Below are 19743 nucleotides of genomic sequence, written 5' to 3'. Positions count from 1 at the left end.
GAGCGCAACGCGCCACTCGTCGGGTGGCGCGGTTTTTAAGGTTCGAACTGTGAATTCTGACAGTAGGCAAGGGGGGCATTTCGGCGTGTGATGGGCAACACCATCACTCGTTGAAATGGAGTTCTATCATGCCCAAGTCATCACCGTTGACCCTTGACCTGCCCAAGCCACAGTTGGTCGAAGCCGAGGGAGAGCCCCGGGTTGACCCGCTCCAGTTGCTGGAGGGGGCTACTGTCCGGGTGTTCTACGAAGGGATGCTCAGCACCGACAGTATTGCGTTGCGCTGGGAGTCGACACCGGGGGAATACGCGCCGATTGCCTCCCTGGATGGCGTCGAAGCGGGCTCGGTCGAGTTCCACGTACCCCCGTATTACGTAGGGCTGCGCATTGATAACTTCGCGCTGTTTTCCTATGTCGTTACCAGCGATGGCGAGGAACATCCTTCCCCCGTTGCCGACGTGTTCATCAAGCTGCCGTCCAATTTGCCGCAACTGCAGATCTCTCAAGCCTCAGGCGGTGTTCTGGACCTGTCCTTGTTGTGCGGTGAAGACCCGGTTCTGCATGTCGATGCCTGGCCGTTCATCGACCCGGTTCAAGTGGCTCAGGTCTATATCGGGGGGATTTACCCTGATGGGTCCAAGGCCAGTCTCTACCCTTATGAAGATGCACCGGTAACAGACGAGGACGTGCGCCACGGCTGGACCCGAAAGTTGTCCCGTGCCGAGCTGGCCACGCTCAAGCATGACAGTGAGCTTTATATTGCGTTCTACGTTGAGTTTTTGCCGCGTGCGGATTCCAGGCCGGTGTATCGGCTGATTTCTGGTTTGGTGTTGACGTTGCTCATCGAGCCTCATTTGGATCTCGTAGCGCCCACGGTGGTGGAAGCCACGCAAATCACACCTGAAAATCTCGTATTGAATCCGGTCAATACCCAGGACGGTGCGACCATCCGGGTCAGCTATGAGCATATGTGCCCTTGCGACTGGGTTTGCGCCTTCTGGGAAGGGACTGCCGGGGCAGGCACTCCGGTAATCGAGTGCAAGCAGGCCGACAATCGGGACGTTGTTGATTTTAATGTGCCGGCGTCAGCCATCAGCGCCAATTTCAATAAGCAGGTGTCGGTCCGCTACACCGTCCGACGGGAAGGGCAAACCTGGTCGGCGCTGCCGCGACCGGTAAAAATCCTGAATATCTCCGGCCTGCCCAAGCCGCAGGTGGAACAGGCCACGGGCAGTACGCTGGACCTCAATACGTTCCAGGGGGACGCGCAACTGACGGTGGCGGCCTATGCCTACGGCGCCTTGGGGCAGCCCTGCTGGATGTGGGTAACCGGTGAGCGGGAAGATGGCGCGCCTTATCGCTTCGATGTGCTGGACGGCGAGCCGCTCTCCGAGCAATGGCAGCAGGAGGGCGTCAGTACGCTGCTGTCCCGCCGCGATCTGCAAAAGCTGGCCGATTGCAGCCGCTTTGACGTGCATTTTGCGGTGAACTTCGATGGCCGGTCCGACAGGGCCAGCGCCGAGCCGTTTCCTGTGCTGCACCTGGATATTCATCAGGAAGACCTGGTCCTGAAACCCTTGACCATTCGGGAGGCCGTGGGCTCGCAGTTGACGGTATGGAATGGCCGTGATGGCGTGACGGCACGGGTGGAATATGACCACATCAGTGCTCATGACGAGATCAGCGTGTGTTGGACACAATCGGACGGTAGTTGCCTGCCGTTGCCACCCAAGCCGGGTAACACTGATCCGAAGTACGTTGACTTCACCATTCCCCGCGAGGCTGTAATCGCTGGAAGCGGCAAAACAGTGCCCGTCAGTTACAGCGTCGCGAGCGCATGCAAGCACGTCACGTCAGCTGACCTGGAGCTACAGATCAGTGTCCCGCAGCGCTTGCCTGCGCCAGAGGTGCCGCAGGCCACTCAATTGCCCGGTGGCCAGGGGACACTGGACTTGCGCACCTTTACCGGGGATGCCGAGATTACGCTGCAAGCCTGGTGGTTCATCCTGGCGGGGCAAAAGGGCTGGCTGGAATGTACGGGAACCTTGCTCGACGGGTCGTCCCATACCCTCAAGCTGCTGGTCAATGAGCCGATCACGCAAGAGCAGGCAAACCATGGGTTGTCGCACGTTCTGCCTCGTGAGGAACTGGAAAAGTTTCGCCACAGGTCCGTATTGAACATCGTGTTCAAGGTTACGGCGGACGGCAGCTCCCATGTGAGCGAAGCAATTGTGTTCCCTGTGCTGATGTTGCTGTTGCGCAAGCAGTACAGAGACCTGACGGATTTCAACGATCAGACCTTGGGTTTATGGACCGTAGGGTCAGGCGCACCCGATGCCAGGGATATCAGCATTGAATATATGGGGACGGGACCTGACGGCAAGCCCGATTACGCAGTCAGGAATTTCACATTTACCAATAACAGTTTCGGCCCGATCCTGCAGCGGCGCTTCTTGGATTTGGAGAGCGGTTTTACTTACCGGTTTTCCGTACGGGTTCGACGGTACAGCGTTGCGTTCGCGACGCCCAAGTTATCGTTGCGCAAAGACTCCATTCAACAAACACCGGTGGAAGAGTTGGTTGACCTGAACTGGCACACACTGAGCTTCACCTTTACGCCAACCATCGCTCCCGTGCTGCTGGAAATCTATAGCCATGAAGGCGCTACGAGCGGCAACGATTGGTACATGGATGATTTCCTGGTCGAGGGGATTTAATCCGCGCTGAAAAGACAATGCCCGCTTCGATGCGGGCATTGTCTTTTCAGGCTAGGGCTGATTATTTCGGACCGAGAATCTTCACCAGCTTATCCGGCGACGGCGCTCCTTGCTGTTGCTGCAACCCACCCTTGTCATCCAGATAGAAAATTGCCGGCGTGGCCGACAACTCCAGCTCGTCCATCAGCTTCATATTCGAATCAAGCTTGGCCTGGATATCCGCCGGGATCTTCTCCAGCGCCTGCAACTTGCTGCCTTTACCGGCCGACTCATGGGCTTCCAAGGCCTGTTGCGGGTCCTTGGCGGCAAACAGCGCGGCCGACTTGCCCGGGCTGTCTTCACGGATAATCCCCACCATGATGTGCCGCAACTGCACCTTGCCCGACTTCACCCACGGCCGTGCCTGTTCCCAGAACATGTTGCAGTACGGGCAGTTTGGGTCGCTGAACAGGTACACGATGCGCGGCGCGTCCTTGTTGCCGTCCTGGATCCAGTTGCTGTGTTCCATCTTGGCCCAGACTTCCTTGGCCATCGGCGCATACACCAGTTTCTCCAGCGGCGCGGTGCTCAGGTCATTGCCGTCGGCGTCGTACAGGTTGCCGGCAATCACGCTTTTGCCATCGGCAGTCAGGTACAGCGCCATGCCACGGTTCTGGTATTGCGCCGCGTAACCTGTGAGGCCGCTGGGCGCATCGAACTTGCCGATGATCTTGGCACCCTTGGCCTCGATGTTCTTGATCGGCGCCGGCCAGTCTTCGGCGTGGACCAGGCTGGCGGCCAGGGTCAGGGGCAGGAGTGTCAGCAGGTGGCGGAGGCGGAGCATGGCGAATTCCTTGTGGTGGCCGGCAAGGCCGGTTTGGCGGGGGTCGGCTCGAAGCGCTCCATGGCGCGGGCCAGGCTGGCCTGTGAGAGTTCGCCCAGGTGGCTGTTGATCAGGCGACCATCAGGTTGGTAGAAGAGGGTGGTGGGCAAGGCCATGGAGCCGACGGCCTGGCCGAGGCGGCCGCTGGCGTCGAACAGCACGTTGTCCAGGTTCAGGCCCTGGGTCGCCAGATAGGTGGCGACGCTTTGCATGCTTTCGGCCTGGTTGACGAACAAGAAGGTCACGTCCGGGCGCTGGCGCTGGGCACTTTCCAGTACCGGCATTTCGCGCCGGCACGGCGGGCACCAGGTGGCCCACAGGTTGATCACCAGCGGGCCGCCCTTGTAGTCGGCCAGTTGCACGGTTTCGCCATTGGCGTTGCGCAGGGCAATGTCCGGCAGGTGCGTGCCTTTTTCGTAGAGGGTCAGGGACAGGCTGGTCAAGGCCCAGAACGCCAGGCCGGTGATCACGCCGGCGCTCAGTGGCTTGCGCAGCAGCGGGCGGCGCCAGCCGTAGATCAGCGCGCCGATGATCAGCACGATCACGCCGGGCCAGGCGAGAAAACCGCCGTCGCGCAGGTCGACGATTTGCAGCGGGTCATTCTGGTAGTACGACCAGTACATCAATACGAAGCTGACGCGTGCGGCGAGCATACCCAGCAGAAACAGGGTGAACAGCACCGACTCGGGGTTCTCGCCGCCGCGCTTGGCCACCCGCCAGCCCACCAGAGTGGCGAGGATCAACGCCGTGATCAGCAGCAAGTGATTCAGGGCGATGGCGAAGGTGCCGATGGTCAGTGTCAGCATCAGAGGGCTTCCCGGGCTTGGGTCCAGCGTTGCAGGAAGGCGGCGGCGTCGACTTCGCCGGTGATGCGCTGGGCGCGGCGCTCTTCACCGTCGGGGCCGATCCAGACGAAGCTCGGCGGGCCGGGGACCTTGTAGCGGCCCAGCAGCTCGCGGCTGGCGGCGTTGTCGGCGGTGACGTCGAGGCGCAGCAGGCGCACATCCTTGAGGGCGTCCAGTACCTCGGGTTTACCGAACACCTGTTTTTCCATGATCTTGCACGACACGCACCAGTCAGCGTAGTAGTCCACCAGCACCCATTGGCCCTGGGCCTTGGCACTGTCGAGCTGGCTTTGCAGCACGGCCGGGTCGTTGATGGTCATGAAGGCTTCGTGGGCGGTGGGAGCACCGGCTGCCCGCGAGCCGCTGTAGACCTTCAGCGGTTGCCACAGGTCGTCGCTGCCGCCGGCCGCGCCGATCACCAATACGCTGCCCCAGAGGCCCAGCACCAGCGAACCGGCACCGAACAGCATGGCGGTACGCCCGAAATCGCGGGCCAGGCGCCAGCCGCAGTAGGCCATGACCAGCGCCAGCACACCCCACAAGCCGAGCCACAGGGTTTCACCGACCACCGGGCGAATCATCAGCACGGCGGTGGCGAGGAACAGGAAACCGAAGATGCCCTTGAGGATATTCATCCAGGTGCCAGGTTTGGGCAGGAAGCGGTTGCCCACGGTCACCAGCAGCAACAGTGGCACACCGATGCCGATGCCCATGGCAAACAGGATCAGGCCGCCGTGCAAGGCGTTGCCGCTTTGGGCGATGTACAGCAGCGCGCCGGCCAGGGGCGCGGTCATGCACGGGCCCACCAGCAAGCCGGACAGGGCGCCGAGCACGCCGGCACCTACCAGGCTGCCGCCGCTTTGGTTGCGGCTGACGTTGTCCAGGCGATCGCGCAGGAAGGCCGGCAGTTGCAGTTCAAAGAAGCCGAACATCGGCAGGGCGAGAATCACAAACAACGCAGCGAAGCTGCCGAGGATCCACGGGGTTTGCAGCAGGGCGGCGAGGTTGCCGCCGAGCAGCGCAGCCAATACACCGAGCGCGGCATACACCAGCGCCATGCACACCACGTAGCTGGCGGCCAGGGCAAAGCCGCGCCGTGGGCTGGCGCCGCTGCCGACCACAAGGCCGGCGAGGATCGGCAACATCGGCAGGGAACACGGGGCGAAGGCCAGCAGCAGGCCCAGGCCGAAGAACACCAGCAGGCTCCAGCCCAGGCTGCGTTGTTGCAGGCCGCTGGCCAGGCTTTGGTCCTGGGCCTGGCCGGTGGCGGCGACGGCAGGGTTGCCGCCCAGGTCCACGGTGATCGATTGCGGCGGGTAGCACAGGCCGGCATCGGCGCAGCCTTGCCAGCCGAGCTTGACCTGGCCGGTGGCGCCGGCGGGAATCTTCACTTCCAGGCCCTGGCGATAGACTTGCTGCTCGCCAAAGAACTCGTCGCTGTGGGCTTCGCCCTGGGGCAACGTCGGCTTTTCGGCCAGGCCATCGAATTTCATGCGCTGCTGGTACAGGTAGTAACCGTCGGCAATCTGCCAATACAACTGGGTTTCGCCGGAGGCCAGACGCTCGGAGGTAAAGGTGAAGGCTTTGCCCACCGGGAGGAAGTCGGGTTTGGTCTCGAATGGATTGTTGCCAGGCGCGGCCTGGGTGAATCCAGCAAACAACACCAGCAGGAAGATAAACAGATGCCGCATGATCAAGCCTTAGTTCGAAGCAAGTGGGACACACAATGTGTGGCGTTGATTAACCGATGATTAACCGGGCTATCCTAGAAAGAAGCGATTATCCGGGATTCTTGGCGTTGGCGGCATAATGCACGCTTAATCCACTGCCTTTTTAATCACCCTCACATTTTGCAAAGGGTTCACCATGCACGTACTGGTCTGTGAAGACGACGAGCTGATCGCCAGCGGCATTGTTGCCGGGCTCAGCGCCCAGGGCCTGACGGTCGAGCGCGTCGGCACGGCTGCGGCTGCCCGGGCGATGCTCAAGGTGGCGGAATTCGACGTGATGGTACTCGACCTCGGCCTGCCGGATGAAGACGGCTTGAAGCTGTTGCAGCAACTGCGCAGCCAGGGCCTGGAGATTCCAGTGCTGATCCTGACCGCACGGGATTCGGTGACCAACCGCGTCGACGGCCTGCAGGCCGGTGCCGACGACTACCTGCTCAAGCCCTTCGACCTGCGCGAACTCGCCGCACGCCTGCACACCCTGTTGCGCCGGGTAGCCGGCCGCAGCGTCAACCTGATCGAGCACGGGCGCCTGACCTACAACCCCAGCAGCCGCGAAACGTTGCTGGGCGGTGAGTCGGTGGACCTGTCCCGCCGCGAGCAGGCGCTGTTGCAGGCCCTGTTGCAGAACCGCGGCCGGGTGCTCTCCAGCGAGCAGCTCAAGGACAGCGTCTACGGCCTGAACGACGAACTGGAAAGCAACGCCCTCAACGTGCACATCCACCACCTGCGGCGCAAACTCGGCAACGGCATCGTCGAAACCGTGCGCGGCCTGGGCTATCGCCTGGGCCCGGCTGACGGTGGAGAGGACGCTTCGTGATGAGCCTGCGCCTGCGGCTGACCTTCAAGCTCGGCGCAGCCTTCGTGCTGATCTGGGTCCTGGCCGCCGCGTGGATGCTCAACGACCTGCGCAACCAGATGATGTTCTCCCTCGACCAGCGCCTGGTGGCGTCGGCGCGCATGGTGGCGGGGCTGATGGAGCAGATGCCCGGCCTCTCCAGCACGGGGGAGGGCGCGCACTTCAGCGCCGAACAATTGAATGTGCCAGGCGGTATGGCGTGCCAGGTCAGTTCCTTGCGCGGCGTGGTTTTGGCCCGCAGCCACACCACGCCGGACCAGGGCCTGGAGTCGCGCAAGAGCGGCTTTCGCGACCAGATGATTGATGGCGTGGGCTGGCGCAGCTTTACCCTGTCCCGTGGCGATTTGTTTATCACCACCGCCGACCGGCAGGTGGAGCGTGAAGCGTTGAACCTGTCGATCCTGCTGGCCGCCTCGGTGCCGGTGGGCGTGGCATTGTTGGGCTGCCTGTGCCTGTTGTGGCTGGGGATCGGCCAGAGCCTGTTGCCGCTCAACCGCATGCGTGACGCCTTGATGCGCCGCAGTGCCGACTCCCTCGAACCGTTGCAGATCAGCCCGCTGCCCAGCGAACTCAAGCCACTGCTCGACACCCAGAACCAGTTGCTGCAACGCATCGCCAAGACCATCGAACGCGAACGCCGCTTGACCGGTGACGCGGCCCACGAACTGCGCAGCCCGTTGACCGCGATCAAGACCCACCTGCAAGTGGCGCGCATGACCGAAGGCGCCGCCCGTGACCAGTCCCTGGCCCATGCTGAAGAGGGCGCCGACCGCTTGCACCGCACCCTTGAGCAGTTGCTGCTGCTGGCGCGGGTCGAAGGCAGCCTGTCGTTTGATGACGGCCTGCAATCGAGTGCCGAGCAAGTTGCGCAACTGGCGATCCAGGATGCCAACGGCGGCGACAATCAGCGTATTGACCTGATCCTCGCAGACGGTTTGTCCGAAAAACCTTTGGAAATGCCGGTGGGCCTGGCCGTCGCCGCCCTGCGCAACCTGCTGGACAACGCGCTGCGCCACACCCCGGCCGATACCCGGGTGGAGCTGAGTGTGTCCAGCGCTGGCGACAATGTGGTGTTCCGGGTGCGTGACCATGGCGCGCCGATTTCCAGCGAAGACTTGCAACACTTGACCCAGCGCTTCTGGCGCAACGGCAACAGCCCGGGTTGCGGCCTGGGGTTGGCGATCGTCCAGGCCATCGTGCAGCGCTGCTCGTGCTCCCTGAAATTCGACAGCCAGGCCGATGGCATGCGCGTCGACCTGGGCATGCCGTTGCGGCGCTGAAACCTTCTTTTCACAGCACACATAGCTACCGCCATCCTCAAGCGCAACGCTTCAGGATGGCGGTCATTTTTTTGTGTTTGAACCGGCTGAATGACTCGGCCTGTGTTGAAAAGGACATCCCCTATGTTGGTTATCGATTCCACGTATCCCGCAAACGACTTCAATGAGCGCAATGGCCAGGCCGTGCGCCAGGTGATTGTGCATTACACCGCCGCGCCCTTTGCCTCGTCATTGCGTGCACTGACCCGCGACGGTTTCAGTGCCCACTACCTGTTGGCCGATCCCCATGACGCCAGCTACCGCGCCGCCGGCTATGACGAGTTGCGGGTATTTCGCCTGGTGGACGAAGCGCAACGCGCCTGGCACGCCGGCACCAGCCACTGGGCCGGGCGCGATAACCTCAACAGCCGCTCCATCGGCATTGAAATCGTCAACCAGGCCCGGGATGACGCCGGTGTGTTGACCTTCCCGGCGTATGGCGCAGAGCAGATTGACGTGTTGATCGCCTTGATTCGTGACATTCAGGTGCGTTACCCGGCGATCGGTCCTACCGACATCCTCGGGCATTCCGACATTGCCTATTGGCGCAAGAGCGACCCCGGCCCCCGCTTGCCATGGCGCTGCCTGTTCGAGGCGGGCGTGGGGGCCTGGTATGAAGAGGTGGCCAAGATGGCCTATCAACGTCGGTTCGACATCGGCCTGCCGCCAGAGGTTGAGGTGGAGCGGGCGTTCCAGCGCTACGGTTATGCCCCGGCGAAAAATCGCCTGGGTTTCCAGCAACGTGTCCGTGCGTTCCAGATGCATTTTCGGCCCTCTGACTACAGTGGGCGGCTGGATGCGCAGACCTGCGCGATCCTGTATGCGTTGAATGAAAAATACACCGGGGTGGCCGGGTAAATCCGCTAAAGCTGTTTTTAACGACCACAGGTGTAAATCCTCCCTTCGCTGATGCGTTTCCAGAACAGGAAATCCGTGCGCGGCCCTTGGGCCTGGCGCCAACGGGTGGGCAGTTTGGTCACCATCATCAGCGTATTGAGGGATCGAGAGATGTCAGTCGCTACCAGCCGTATCGAAGAGACCCAGGCGGTCCCTGCGGAAACGCTTTACCAGTTCGATGAAACCCCGCTGCTGGCCCGCCAGCGCCAGCAGGAATCCAATGCCCGCAGCTACCCACGGCGCATTCCCCTGGCGCTCAAGCGCGCCCGCGGGATCTATGTCGAGGACGTCGAAGGACGCAGCTTTATCGATTGCCTGGCCGGTGCCGGCACCCTGGCGCTGGGGCACAACCACCCGGTGGTGATCGATGCCATTCGCCAGGTGCTGAGCGATGAATTGCCGTTGCACACCCTGGACCTGACCACGCCGGTCAAGGACCAATTCGTGCAGGACCTGTTCGGCCTGCTGCCGCCGGCGCTGGCGCGGGAAGCCAAGATCCAGTTCTGCGGCCCCACCGGCACCGATGCGGTGGAAGCCGCGCTGAAACTGGTGCGCACCGCCACCGGGCGGAGCACGGTGTTGTCATTCCAGGGCGGTTATCACGGCATGAGCCAAGGCGCCCTGAGCCTGATGGGCAGCCTGGGGCCGAAGAAGCCACTGGGCGCGTTGCTCGGCAATGGCGTGCAATTCCTGCCATTCCCGTATGACTACCGTTGCCCGTTCGGGCTGGGCGGCGCGGAAGGGGTCAAGGTCAACCTGCATTATCTGGAAAACCTGCTCAACGATCCCGAGGCCGGTGTATTGCTGCCGGCGGCGGTGATCGTCGAGGTGGTGCAAGGCGAGGGCGGCGTGATCCCGGCTGATCTCGACTGGCTGCGCGGCCTGCGGCGCATTACCGAGCAGGCTGGTGTGGCGTTGATTGTCGACGAAATCCAGAGCGGCTTTGGTCGCACCGGCAAGATGTTTGCCTTCGAACATGCCGGCATTGTCCCGGACGTGGTCGTGCTGTCCAAAGCCATCGGCGGCAGCCTGCCGCTGGCGGTGGTGGTGTATCGCGACTGGCTCGACACCTGGTTGCCGGGCGCCCATGCCGGGACCTTCCGTGGCAATCAGATGGCCATGGCGGCCGGCTCGGCGGTGATGCGTTACCTCAAGGACCACGACATTCCCGCCCACGCGGCCGCCATGGGCGAGCGCCTCGGCGAACACCTGCGCATCCTGCAGCGCGACTTCCCGCAGTTGGGAGACATTCGTGGCCGTGGGCTGATGCTCGGTGTGGAACTGGTGGACCCCGCCGGTGCGCCTGATGCCCAGGGCCACCCGCCGGTGCATCGCCAACTGGCGCCGCTGGTGCAGCGTGAATGCCTCAAGCGCGGCTTGATTCTCGAACTGGGCGGGCGACACGGCAGCGTCGTGCGTTTCCTGCCACCGCTGGTGATTACTGCCGCAGAAATCGACCGTGTGGCCGAGATTTTTGGTCGCGCCCTGGCGGCGTCGGTCACCAGCCTCTAATTTTTTATCGGGCTGGCACGTTCCTTCTTACATCAGCTGTGCGTGGTGCGCAGCCAGCCTTACCCCGACGGAGAACAGCAATGACCTCAGTATTCGACCGCGAAGACATCCTGTTTCAGGTAGTGGTCAACCATGAAGAACAATATTCCATCTGGCCCGACTACAAGGCCGTGCCGGAAGGCTGGCGCACCGTGGGCAAGAGCGGGATGAAGAAAGAGTGCCTGGCCTACATCGAAGAAGTGTGGACCGACATGCGTCCGCTGAGCTTGCGCCAGAAGATGGATAGCCAGGCACTTGCCGGCTGACCCGGACCTCGGGCATAACACCGACTCAAATGTGGGAGCGGGCTTGCTCGCGAAGGCGTTGTTTCAGTCACCGTATGTGTTGACTGTCACACCGCATTCGCGAGCAAGCCCGCTCCCACATTTACTGTGTTTCGCCGGTGAGAGGCGCGTTACAGCGCCTTGATCACCTGATCCACATTGCCTTCCAGTTCCGCCACCGGGTCGGCGCCATCGGTGCCCAGCACCAGCAACTTCGCCCCGCCCGCCGTGACCGCCGCCTGCACTGCATCGCTTGGCTTGCGGTGATGCAGCACCACGGCCACCTCATTCTCCTTCAAGCCTTCGCTCAGTTGCTGCAACGCCTCGGGTGTCCACTCGGTATCCGCCCTTGCATCGGTGCTGACCAGTTCCAGGTTCAAGCCACTGACGAGATAACCAAAGTGATCGCTCAAGCTGGCCACCGTCAGGTTATCGGCCTTGGCCAGTCGCGCTTCGCTGTCGGCGGTGAGCTTGAGCAGGCGTTGCTTGAGCGCGGCCAGGTTGGCTTCGATCTGCGGCTTGGCCTCGGGCGCCAGGCGGCTCAGGTCGGCGGCCATCACATCGGCCATGCGCCCCATGTTGTTGCTGGCTTGCCACGGCTGGCTGTTCAGGCCGTCGGTGGCGCCCGGCTGCACGGCAATCCCCGGCAAGCCGCCGTCCACCGGGCGCGCGGCGTCGACTTCGACGATGCGGATATTGCTGCGCCGGGCCACCGGGTACAGCGGGTCGTCGGGCCACAGCGAGCGCAGGCCGATGGCTGCATCGGCGTCCAGCGCCAGGGTGTTCAGCGCCTGCGCACCGCGCCCGGTGAAATAGGCGACTTGCCGCGAGCCGGGCAGGTTGGCCGGTGCCGCGCGCTCAAGCTGCACATCAGTGCCTTTGAGCAACACCTGCGCCAAGCCATAGGTGATCGGCAAGGCGGCGAGGACTTTCACCGGTTTTGTCGCCTTGGCCTGGTTCAAGGCAGCATGGCCAACGCCTTGGTTGGCGGTGATCTGTAGTGGCTTGACGCCGTCGGCGGCGAATGCCGGTGTGGCGATGGCCAGGGCCAGAAGCAGTGGTCGAAACATCGGGCGCATTATCCAAGATTCCCTTTCAGGCTGGGGACCGTGCCGCGGGCGATGGCGGCGAGGGCGAAGGCGATACCGGCTACCAGGATGATCGCGGCACCGGACGGAATCGGCAGGTCGAAGATGATCGGCAGCAGGATCCCGCACAGGGTGCTGACGGTGGCGATCACCACCGAGATCCAGAAGAAGCCCTTGAGCGACTGGCTCAACAGGCGTGCGGCGGCCGCCGGAATCACCAGCAACGCACCCACCAGGATCGCGCCGATGACCTTGACCGCCGCCACGGTGATCAGGGTCACCAGGATCACGAACAGGTAGTCCAGGGTCTTCACCGCCACCCCGCGCACCGCCGCCAACTGCGGGTTGAAGCTGGCGAGCATGATGCGGTTGTACAGCGGCAGGGCCAGGGCCATCACCAGCGCGCCGACAATCGCCAGCACCAACAGGTCATTGCCGTTGACGGTCAGCACCGAGCCGAACAGCACGTTTTCGAGAATGTGCACGTTGATCTTGCCCGCCAGAATGAGCAGCAGGCTCGCGCCCAGGGCCAGGGACACCGAGAGGAATACGCCGATCAGCGTGTCCGGCGCCAGGCCGGTGCGGTTGCGCAAGTAGTTGAGCAGGATCCCGAACAGCAGGCAGTAGCCGAACAGGCTGCCGTAAGGCCCGGTATACGGTTCCCCCAGCAGAATGCCCACGGCCACGCCGGTCAGTGCGGCATGGCCCACGGCTTCGGAAAAGAACGCAAAGCGCTTGACCACCACCAGGGTGCCCAAACCACCCAGCACCGGGCCGATCAGCAGGCCGGCGAGCAGGGCGTTGACTACAAATCCATAGGCCAGCGCTTCCGGCAGATACCCGGAAGACGCCCAGCCCTGGACCATCAGACGAAAGGCTTCATAGCTCATAAGGCCGGGCTCCGTGGGTGGGTGGAGAACAGGGTCAGCAGGCGGTCCGGGGTCAGTGCCTCTTTCGGCGTGGCGTCGAACAGCACACGGCGGTTCAGGCCGGTGACGCGATCGGCCAGGCGGCCGACGGCTTCCAGGTCGTGTTCGATCCACAGCACGGTGATCCCGGCCTGGCGCCAGTCGTTCAGCAGCCGCTCGAACACCTGGATCCCGGCTTCGTCCAGCGCCGACATCGGTTCGTCCAGCACCAGCAATTGCGGTGCCGGGATCAAGCCCTGGGCCAACAGCACCCGCTGGCGTTCACCGCCAGACAGCGCACCCATGCGCCGCTTGCGCTTGTCCTGCATGCCGACCCGTTCCAGTGCGTCGCCAATCGCGGCGGCGTAATGTTTGGACAGCCCGAGAAACGCCGGACGCCGCTGGCACATCGCGGCCATGAAATCGTCGACGGTCATCGGCAAGCCCCGGTCGAACTCCAGCGCCTGGGGCACGTAGCCGATGGTGCCGGGTGCATCCGGCCAATGCAGGCTCAACTGGCCCTGGTGCGGCGTTTGCCCCAGCAGGGTCTTGATCAGCGAGCTTTTGCCGCCGCCGTTGGGGCCCACCAGCGCATGGATGCTGCCGGGCTGCACCTGGAAACTCACTGCATCGAGGATCACCGTACGGCCCAGGGTCAGCGCGACGTTATCGAAGTCGACGGTCGGGCCAACGCTGGCCACACTCAGGTGTTCAGCCGCCGTCATGCCCCGGACTCCTGAATCGCCCGCACCACGGTGTTGAGGTTGCCGGTCATTTCCACTTCGTATTTTTCCGCGCTGTAGTCGCCATAGGAAATATGCGACAGCGGGTACAGCTTCACCCCGGATTCACGCTGGATGGTGTCGACGTAGCTGGACGGGAAATCCATCTCCGAGAAGATCACTTTCACGTCCAGTTCCCGCAGTTGGTCGATGGTCTTCTTCAACTGGCTGGGGCTCGGCTCGATGCCGTGGGCCGGTTCCACCACGGCGGTGACTTCCAGGCCGAATTCCCGCAGCAGGTAGTCATATGCCGCGTGCACGGTGGCCACCCGCAGGTCGGGGTTGGGCGCGCTGGTGAGCTTGGCCAGGGCGTCGGCGCGCATCTGGCGCAGGCGCTTGCCGTAGGCGCGGGCGTTCTGGGTGTAGGTCTTGGCGTTGTCCGGGTCGAGTTTGCCCAGTTCCCGGGCAATGTTGTTCACCTGGGCAATCGAGGCGCTGATGGACAGGAAGGTGTGCGGGTTGACCACCTTGCCCGCACCGCGCGCAGCGTTGCCGGTGGCGGCCAGCAGCGGCACGTTGGCGTTGGCCTCGATCACCGGGATGTCCGGGCGCTCGCTGGTGGCGATCATGCGGTCGGCGAAATCGTCATGGCCGACGCCGTTGAGCACGATCACATCAAGGGTGCCGATGCGTTTGATGTCTTCGGCGCGGGGTTCGTAGGCATGGGGATTGAAACCGGCCGGGATCAGCGGGACAACTTCAGCCTTGTCGCCGACGATATTGGCGACGTAGCTGTAATACGGGTGCAGGGTGATGCCGATGCGCAGGCGCTTTGCCGGGTCGGCACTGGCGAACGGGGCCAGCAGCACGGTGATCAGGCCGACCAGCACCAGACGTAATAATGGAGATGAAATAGACATGGTCTTCTCTCGGCTGCAACGTGAATTCAGTGACGATGCTGGCGGGTGACACCGGCATCGAATTGCGCGACTACCTGCTGCCAGCCCGCGCTGATCAGCGCCTGGTCAGTGAGGTCGGTGGGGGCGGTGAGGTGGGCGCTGCGGTTGAGCCAGATATCCGGCTCGGCGCCGCGGATGCGCATCAACAGCGAACCGCTGAGGTCCGGCGTCTGGCTCAGGCCCAGATAGGCCGCGTCCAGCAACTGCCAGCGGTGGTCGCCACGGCTCACCGAACTGGCGTCCTGGGCGAAGGGCGCGAAGCCCTCTTCGGCCAGCTGTTCAGGCGTCGGCAGGGCGCTGTGTTCCTCCTGCAGCAAGTGGATTTCATCCAGGGTCACCCGCAGGTCGGCGTAGATGCCTTGCTCGGCGGCGCTGAGGTCGCGGCGGGCGTCCAGTTGGTGGCTGGGCACGGCGGCGATCTCCTGGCTTTCACCGCGCAAGGCCACCACCGTGCCGGCAACGGCGAGGATGATCAGGCACAACAGCAGGACATACAGGGTTTCGTGCCCGGCACCGGCCGGGCGCACGACTTGGGTTGTACGGCTCATTGGGGCTGGATATCCGCTTGGTCGATTTCCACCACGTGGCCGGGGCCGGCATCAAACAACACGTAGAACTCGGCGGAGGGTTTCTTGAAGGTCAGCTTCGAGTCTTCTCCCAGCTTGCCTGGCACCAGGATGGTCTCGTCGTAGCCGATCACATCCAGGGTCACGCCGGGGGCACCGCTGCCATCGGAGAAACCACCGGTGCACTGGATCTGCTCGCCGGCGATTTCCTTGCATTCGCACATCGGGTTGTGGGCGAGGGCGACGGTACTGAAACCGGCACTGAGGATCAGCGCGCCAACGGTGCGGGCCAGTTGCGGCAAAGTCATGGTTTAACTCCTCGTTTTTTCAGCCAGTCGATGGTGGCCGGCGATGCCTGGCTCAAGGGAATGGAGGCCTGGTGCATGGCGCCGTCCCAGCCTTCCATGGTGATCCACACTTCGGCGTCCAGCGGGGTGCGCTCAGGGATCGGCAACGCGGCGCCCATGCGGTATGGGGTGCCGAAGAAAATCACCCCGGCCGCCCGCAGGCTGCGAGGCTTGCCGATACGCAGGTAGGTCGCCTTGACCTGGTCGATGCACGTGGCACACAGGGCAGCGTTGAAGGATTTCATCGGGCCTGCCGGGTCCGGGCGCGGCGGCTCGTTGCGTAGCTCGGCGAGCTTCAGGCTCCAGGGGCCGACCTGTACTTCGCCGATCTCCCGTTCGCCCAGGCCGCTGTCGCCGCGAAACAGGGCCGCGTCGGCAAAGTACTTGGGCATGAAGCCCAGGGGCACCAGCAACAGCAGGATATTGATGTGGAAGCGCCATTTGAGCCAGAAGGCCCGCAGGGGCGAGGGGGGTTGAACCGTCATGGCCTTGTTCATGGGGTGGCCTCCGTGGTCTCAGCCTGCAAGGCCTGGGTTTTCGCCGGTTGACGGGCTGCCTTGGCTTCGCGTTTCAGCGCATTGAGGGTGGCCAGGGCCGTGCGTTTGGTCCAGATCAGCAAGCCGCTCAAGACCATCATGCTCAGCACCAGGCCGAAGAAGGCCCAGATAAGCTTGATCCAGATCCCGCCAAAGTCCCCGGTGTGCAACGGGCGCATGGATTCGGTGACGAACTCCAGGGCCGAACGGTCGGACAGCAGGTGCGAGGCGGCGATTTCGCCGTTGTACGGGTTGATTTCCGCGGTCTGGAACATCAGCGGGTACCAGCCACGCCCGCCGATGCGCAGGTGGCTGTAGGCGTTGCTGGGCAGGCTCACGAAGCTGGCCTCAAGCCCGGGAATGCGCTGGGTGGCGATGTTGATCGCCTCGTCCAGGGGAATCATGGGCGCCGGTACGCCCGGGGCGGACATCGGCACTTTGTCGCGGGCAATCGCCGGGACGATCGGCTCGCTGGAAATGGTGATCTGGTTATCACCCAGGATCGCCTGGATCAGGAACCAGGTGCCTGTGATGGAAATCACCGCGATAAACCAGATCGACCAGATGCCGCTCAACCGGTGGAAGTCGCCCCAGAAAATCCGCGCACCGTGACGAATGCGCAGGGTCGGCCTGAAAAAACCTTTCCAGAAACGCTTGTAGACCACGAGGCCGGTGACCAGCGAGGCCAGCAGCGGCAAGCCCAGCAGCGAGACCAGGTACCAGCCCCAGCTGTAGCCATTGGTGAAAGGCACCAGCCACCAGCCATGCAGGGCACGGGTAAATTGCTGGAAGTTGAACGATGGGCTGATGCCCTGGATCACCCCGGTGTATGGGTTGACGTAGACCTCCAGCGAGCGCCCGTCGGGGTAGCTGAGGTCGGCGCTGAGGGCGAAGTGCGATTCGTCCGGGCGGCTCAGGGATTCGACGATCACCTGGGGTTCGGCGCGCTTGATGGCGCCGATCACCTGGTCGTAGGTGAGCGGTTCGGCATCGTCCGACGGCTTGCTGGCGCGGATGTCCGGGTTGGCCAGCCAGACGATCTCCTGGCTGACCACCGCCAGGGTGCCGGTGACGCAGACGATCAGCACAAAGAACCAGATGGGCAATGCCAGCCAGCTGTGCACGAGAAACCAGAGTTTTGAGCGTGACTTCTTCGACATGTGAATGAGGGTCTTGATCGGAGGGAGGCGGTAAAGGCCCGGAAAACGCCACCCGTAGCTTTTGCTGACGCGAGCGGCTGTATCTAAGTTAAGACGGATGAGAAACGCAAAACCCTAAGGCGGATATGAAAGTAAATGTTTCAGATACGCACTCATGCAACACGAAACATGTTCCGAGCCATCACCAAGGCGGGATTGATGGGGCGGGGGCGCTGCCTATGATGGGGGCATACCGTTGAGCGAGCCCCATAATGACTTCTGCCAGAACCCTCTACGACAAACACATCGATTCCCACACGGTGTGCCGCCTGGATGACCAGGGCCATGTGCTGCTGTACATCGACCGCCAGGTGATCAATGAATACACCAGCCCGCAAGCTTTCAGCGGCTTGCGCGAGGCGGGCCGTGGTGTGTGGCGGCCCGGTACGGCGTTGGCGGTGGTCGACCATGTGAACCCCACCACGCCCAAGCGCATCGCGACCATGCCGGATGCGGGCGGTGCGCGCCAGGTGTCGTACCTGGCGGAAAACTGCCGGGATTTCGGGATCGAGCTGTTGGATATCCTCGACAAGCGCCAGGGCATCGAACACGTGATCGCCCCGGAACAGGGTTTTATCCTGCCGGGCATGGTAATCGCCGCCGGCGACAGCCACACCACCACCTACGGTGCCTTGGGCGCGTTCGGCTTTGGCATTGGCACCTCGGAAATCGAGCATTTGCTGGCCTCGCAAACCCTGGTCTACAAGCGTCTGAAAAGCCTGCGTGTGACCGTGGACGGCGAACTGGCCCGTGGGCTGACCTCCAAGGACGTGATCATGGCGCTGATCGGCAAGATCGGCGCTTCGGGAGCCACCGGCTACGCCATTGAGTTTTGTGGGTCGACCATCGATGCCTTGAGCGTCGAGGCGCGCATGACCATTTGCAACATGGCGGTGGAAGCCGGCGCACGTGGAGCGTTCATGGCGCCGGATGAAAAAGTCTTCGCCTACTTCAAGGGCAAGCCACGCGCGCCGAAGGGCGAGTTGTGGGAACGCGCCCTGGTGGGCTGGCGCCAACTGCACTCGGATGCCGACGCGGTGTTCGACCTCGAAGTGCAGCTGGATGCCAGCGCCCTTGAGCCGATGGTCACCTGGGGCACCAGCCCCGACCAGGCCGCGCCCATCGGTGCCCGCGTGCCGGACCCGCAAGACATCAGCGACCTGATCCTGCGCCAGGACATGCGCCGTGCCTTGAACTACATGGGCCTGGAAGCGGGCATGCCGTTGAGCGACATTGTGATCAGCCACGCGTTTATCGGCTCCTGCACCAACGCCCGCATCGAAGACCTGCGCGACGCCGCCAGCGTGGTGCGCGGCAAGCACGTGGCCGACCATGTGCGGGCGATGATCGTGCCGGGCTCCACCGAAGTGCGTGACCAGGCCGAAGCCGAAGGCCTTGCCGCGATCTTTATCGACGCCGGGTTTGAATGGCGCCAGTCGGGCTGCTCGATGTGCCTGGCGATGAACGACGACGTGCTGGAGCCGGGCGACCGCTGCGCCTCCAGCACCAACCGCAATTTCGAAGGCCGCCAGGGTGCGGGTGCCCGCACGCACCTGATGAGCCCGGCCATGGTCGCCGCTGCGGCCATCACTGGCCGGCTGACGGATATTCGCCACTTTGGAGACCGCACATGAGCTTGCAACCCTTCACTCGGATCACCGGCAAGGCGGCGCCGATGCTGGCGGCCAATATCGACACCGACGTGATCATGCCCAAGCAGTTTCTCAAGGGCATCGACCGCAACGGGCTGGACCGCGGGTTGTTCTTTGATTTGCGCTTTTTGCCCTCGGGGGAGCCTGACCCGCAATTTGTGCTGAACCAGCCGGCCTGGCAGGGCGCGAGTTTTATGGTAGTGGGGCCGAACTTCGGCTGTGGTTCCAGCCGGGAGCATGCGGTGTGGGGCTTGAAGCAGATGGGCATTCGCGCGTTGATCGGCAGCAGCTTTGCGGGAATTTTCTATGACAACTGCCAGCGTAACGGGGTGTTGTTGATCACGCTGGAGGAGGCGGTGTTGCAGCGGTTGGGGCAGATGGTGAGTCAGCCTGAGCAGGCGCAGATCAGTGTGGACCTGGAGGCGCAGGAGATCCTTTTGGCGGACGGGCAGGTGATTGCGTTCCAGATCGATACGTTGCGCAAGACTGCGTTGTTGTTGGGGTTGGATGCTATTGGCACGACGTTGCAGCGCAGTGAGCAGATCAAGGCGTTTGAGCGTGAGCATTTGGCGGCCAATCCTTGGCTCGGGTGATGGGGCTGTAGTTGCAGGTTGGCTGCTGCGCACTGCCTGCGTTCGGCCTCGGGCTGGATGGGGCAGTCAGATCAAAATCAAGAGCCCAGCGGCCTCCCGGCCGGCTTGAGTG

19 protein-coding genes are annotated in these 19743 nt (G+C 63.0%); 8 read left to right on the top strand and 11 right to left on the bottom strand.

Features of this window, described 5'->3' with window-relative positions; all coding sequences use genetic code 11:
* The first annotated feature begins 128 nt into the window (after window positions 1-128).
* Window positions 129-2717 (top strand): hypothetical protein, encoded by a 2589-nt coding sequence (locus HX815_RS20850; RefSeq protein ID WP_177028809.1) that lies wholly within the window; start codon window positions 129-131, stop codon window positions 2715-2717.
* Between the two features lie 61 nt (window positions 2718-2778).
* On the opposite strand, the gene dsbG is transcribed toward HX815_RS20850, so the two are convergent.
* Genes dsbG through dsbD form a run of 3 tightly spaced genes read right to left on the bottom strand, consistent with a single transcriptional unit; the run spans window position 2779 to window position 6115 of the window.
* Window positions 2779-3540, bottom strand: coding sequence for a thiol:disulfide interchange protein DsbG (gene dsbG / locus HX815_RS20845; RefSeq protein ID WP_003209017.1), 762 nt, complete (start codon window positions 3538-3540; stop codon window positions 2779-2781).
* A complete protein-coding gene (locus HX815_RS20840; protein ID WP_087695093.1) occupies window positions 3516-4385 on the bottom strand; it encodes a TlpA disulfide reductase family protein in 870 nt (289 codons plus the stop codon). The genes dsbG and HX815_RS20840 overlap by 25 nt, the downstream gene beginning before the upstream one ends.
* Window positions 4385-6115, bottom strand: coding sequence for a protein-disulfide reductase DsbD (dsbD, locus tag HX815_RS20835; RefSeq protein WP_177020578.1), 1731 nt, complete (start codon window positions 6113-6115; stop codon window positions 4385-4387). Before dsbD ends, HX815_RS20840 begins: the two co-directional genes overlap by 1 nt.
* A gap of 175 nt (window positions 6116-6290) precedes the next feature.
* Between dsbD and HX815_RS20830 the strand changes: the two genes are divergently transcribed.
* The 5 genes from HX815_RS20830 (at window position 6291) to HX815_RS20810 (ending at window position 11043) form a co-directional block, all read left to right on the top strand.
* Window positions 6291-6971, top strand: coding sequence for a response regulator (locus HX815_RS20830; protein ID WP_003209011.1), 681 nt, complete (start codon window positions 6291-6293; stop codon window positions 6969-6971).
* The gene (locus tag HX815_RS20825) at window positions 6971-8290 is read left to right on the top strand and encodes an ATP-binding protein (RefSeq protein WP_008431673.1); all 1320 of its coding nucleotides are present in this window, start codon (window positions 6971-6973) and stop codon (window positions 8288-8290) included. The genes HX815_RS20830 and HX815_RS20825 overlap by 1 nt, the downstream gene beginning before the upstream one ends.
* A gap of 123 nt (window positions 8291-8413) precedes the next feature.
* Window positions 8414-9187 carry an N-acetylmuramoyl-L-alanine amidase gene (locus HX815_RS20820; RefSeq protein WP_003209007.1) on the top strand — a complete coding sequence of 258 codons (774 nt, stop codon included), beginning with the start codon at window positions 8414-8416 and terminating at the stop codon, window positions 9185-9187.
* A gap of 150 nt (window positions 9188-9337) precedes the next feature.
* Window positions 9338-10738 (top strand): aspartate aminotransferase family protein, encoded by a 1401-nt coding sequence (locus HX815_RS20815; RefSeq protein ID WP_003209003.1) that lies wholly within the window; start codon window positions 9338-9340, stop codon window positions 10736-10738.
* Between the two features lie 80 nt (window positions 10739-10818).
* Complete coding sequence (locus tag HX815_RS20810) at window positions 10819-11043, top strand: MbtH family protein (protein WP_003209001.1); 225 nt, start codon at window positions 10819-10821, stop codon at window positions 11041-11043.
* Window positions 11044-11192: 149 nt separating this feature from the next.
* Here the strand turns inward: HX815_RS20810 and HX815_RS20805 are convergent, their stop codons facing one another.
* From HX815_RS20805 to HX815_RS20770, 8 genes are read right to left on the bottom strand one after another with little or no spacing between them, the layout of a single operon-like run.
* A complete protein-coding gene (locus HX815_RS20805; protein ID WP_003208999.1) occupies window positions 11193-12140 on the bottom strand; it encodes a metal ABC transporter solute-binding protein, Zn/Mn family in 948 nt (315 codons plus the stop codon).
* Window positions 12140-13039: a metal ABC transporter permease gene (locus tag HX815_RS20800; protein ID WP_003208998.1), complete on the bottom strand. Its 900-nt coding sequence runs from the start codon at window positions 13037-13039 to the stop codon at window positions 12140-12142. The genes HX815_RS20805 and HX815_RS20800 overlap by 1 nt, the downstream gene beginning before the upstream one ends.
* On the bottom strand, window positions 13036-13782 hold the full coding sequence (locus tag HX815_RS20795) for a metal ABC transporter ATP-binding protein (RefSeq protein WP_177028808.1): 747 nt from the start codon (window positions 13780-13782) through the stop codon (window positions 13036-13038). Before HX815_RS20795 ends, HX815_RS20800 begins: the two co-directional genes overlap by 4 nt.
* Entirely contained in the window at window positions 13779-14699 is a 921-nt protein-coding gene (locus HX815_RS20790; RefSeq protein ID WP_023659272.1) for a metal ABC transporter substrate-binding protein, read from the bottom strand. Before HX815_RS20790 ends, HX815_RS20795 begins: the two co-directional genes overlap by 4 nt.
* Before the next feature lie 26 nt (window positions 14700-14725).
* Window positions 14726-15286 carry a DUF6162 family protein gene (locus tag HX815_RS20785; protein WP_102605703.1) on the bottom strand — a complete coding sequence of 187 codons (561 nt, stop codon included), beginning with the start codon at window positions 15284-15286 and terminating at the stop codon, window positions 14726-14728.
* Window positions 15283-15612, bottom strand: a complete 330-nt coding sequence (locus HX815_RS20780) for a hypothetical protein (RefSeq protein ID WP_003208992.1) — start codon at window positions 15610-15612, stop codon at window positions 15283-15285. Before HX815_RS20780 ends, HX815_RS20785 begins: the two co-directional genes overlap by 4 nt.
* A complete protein-coding gene (locus tag HX815_RS20775; protein ID WP_008431660.1) occupies window positions 15609-16148 on the bottom strand; it encodes a hypothetical protein in 540 nt (179 codons plus the stop codon). The genes HX815_RS20780 and HX815_RS20775 overlap by 4 nt, the downstream gene beginning before the upstream one ends.
* The gene (locus tag HX815_RS20770) at window positions 16145-17347 is read right to left on the bottom strand and encodes a PepSY domain-containing protein (protein ID WP_008431658.1); all 1203 of its coding nucleotides are present in this window, start codon (window positions 17345-17347) and stop codon (window positions 16145-16147) included. Before HX815_RS20770 ends, HX815_RS20775 begins: the two co-directional genes overlap by 4 nt.
* Before the next feature lie 251 nt (window positions 17348-17598).
* On the opposite strand from HX815_RS20770, the gene leuC reads away from it, so the two are divergent.
* Both leuC and leuD read left to right on the top strand, forming a co-directional pair.
* On the top strand, window positions 17599-19020 hold the full coding sequence (gene leuC, locus HX815_RS20765) for a 3-isopropylmalate dehydratase large subunit (RefSeq protein WP_177028807.1): 1422 nt from the start codon (window positions 17599-17601) through the stop codon (window positions 19018-19020).
* Window positions 19017-19631, top strand: coding sequence for a 3-isopropylmalate dehydratase small subunit (leuD, locus tag HX815_RS20760; RefSeq protein ID WP_003208984.1), 615 nt, complete (start codon window positions 19017-19019; stop codon window positions 19629-19631). Before leuC ends, leuD begins: the two co-directional genes overlap by 4 nt.
* The last annotated feature ends 112 nt before the right edge of the window (window positions 19632-19743 follow it).

It is taken from the genome of Pseudomonas sp. E6002 (assembly GCF_013385565.1).
GTDB lineage: Bacteria > Pseudomonadota > Gammaproteobacteria > Pseudomonadales > Pseudomonadaceae > Aquipseudomonas.
Note: the sequence above shows the minus strand (reverse complement) of the source record. Positions and strands in the feature narration are given on the sequence as shown.

Coding starts and splice junctions, on each gene's coding strand:
- HX815_RS20850 (WP_177028809.1), top strand. CDS start 129: ATGCCCAAGTCATCACCGTTGACCCTTGACCTGCCCAAGCCACAGTTG.
- dsbG (WP_003209017.1), bottom strand. CDS start 3,540: ATGCTCCGCCTCCGCCACCTGCTGACACTCCTGCCCCTGACCCTGGCC.
- HX815_RS20840 (WP_087695093.1), bottom strand. CDS start 4,385: ATGCTGACACTGACCATCGGCACCTTCGCCATCGCCCTGAATCACTTG.
- dsbD (WP_177020578.1), bottom strand. CDS start 6,115: ATGCGGCATCTGTTTATCTTCCTGCTGGTGTTGTTTGCTGGATTCACC.
- HX815_RS20830 (WP_003209011.1), top strand. CDS start 6,291: ATGCACGTACTGGTCTGTGAAGACGACGAGCTGATCGCCAGCGGCATT.
- HX815_RS20825 (WP_008431673.1), top strand. CDS start 6,971: ATGAGCCTGCGCCTGCGGCTGACCTTCAAGCTCGGCGCAGCCTTCGTG.
- HX815_RS20820 (WP_003209007.1), top strand. CDS start 8,414: ATGTTGGTTATCGATTCCACGTATCCCGCAAACGACTTCAATGAGCGC.
- HX815_RS20815 (WP_003209003.1), top strand. CDS start 9,338: ATGTCAGTCGCTACCAGCCGTATCGAAGAGACCCAGGCGGTCCCTGCG.
- HX815_RS20810 (WP_003209001.1), top strand. CDS start 10,819: ATGACCTCAGTATTCGACCGCGAAGACATCCTGTTTCAGGTAGTGGTC.
- HX815_RS20805 (WP_003208999.1), bottom strand. CDS start 12,140: ATGCGCCCGATGTTTCGACCACTGCTTCTGGCCCTGGCCATCGCCACA.
- HX815_RS20800 (WP_003208998.1), bottom strand. CDS start 13,039: ATGAGCTATGAAGCCTTTCGTCTGATGGTCCAGGGCTGGGCGTCTTCC.
- HX815_RS20795 (WP_177028808.1), bottom strand. CDS start 13,782: ATGACGGCGGCTGAACACCTGAGTGTGGCCAGCGTTGGCCCGACCGTC.
- HX815_RS20790 (WP_023659272.1), bottom strand. CDS start 14,699: ATGTCTATTTCATCTCCATTATTACGTCTGGTGCTGGTCGGCCTGATC.
- HX815_RS20785 (WP_102605703.1), bottom strand. CDS start 15,286: ATGAGCCGTACAACCCAAGTCGTGCGCCCGGCCGGTGCCGGGCACGAA.
- HX815_RS20780 (WP_003208992.1), bottom strand. CDS start 15,612: ATGACTTTGCCGCAACTGGCCCGCACCGTTGGCGCGCTGATCCTCAGT.
- HX815_RS20775 (WP_008431660.1), bottom strand. CDS start 16,148: ATGAACAAGGCCATGACGGTTCAACCCCCCTCGCCCCTGCGGGCCTTC.
- HX815_RS20770 (WP_008431658.1), bottom strand. CDS start 17,347: ATGTCGAAGAAGTCACGCTCAAAACTCTGGTTTCTCGTGCACAGCTGG.
- leuC (WP_177028807.1), top strand. CDS start 17,599: ATGACTTCTGCCAGAACCCTCTACGACAAACACATCGATTCCCACACG.
- leuD (WP_003208984.1), top strand. CDS start 19,017: ATGAGCTTGCAACCCTTCACTCGGATCACCGGCAAGGCGGCGCCGATG.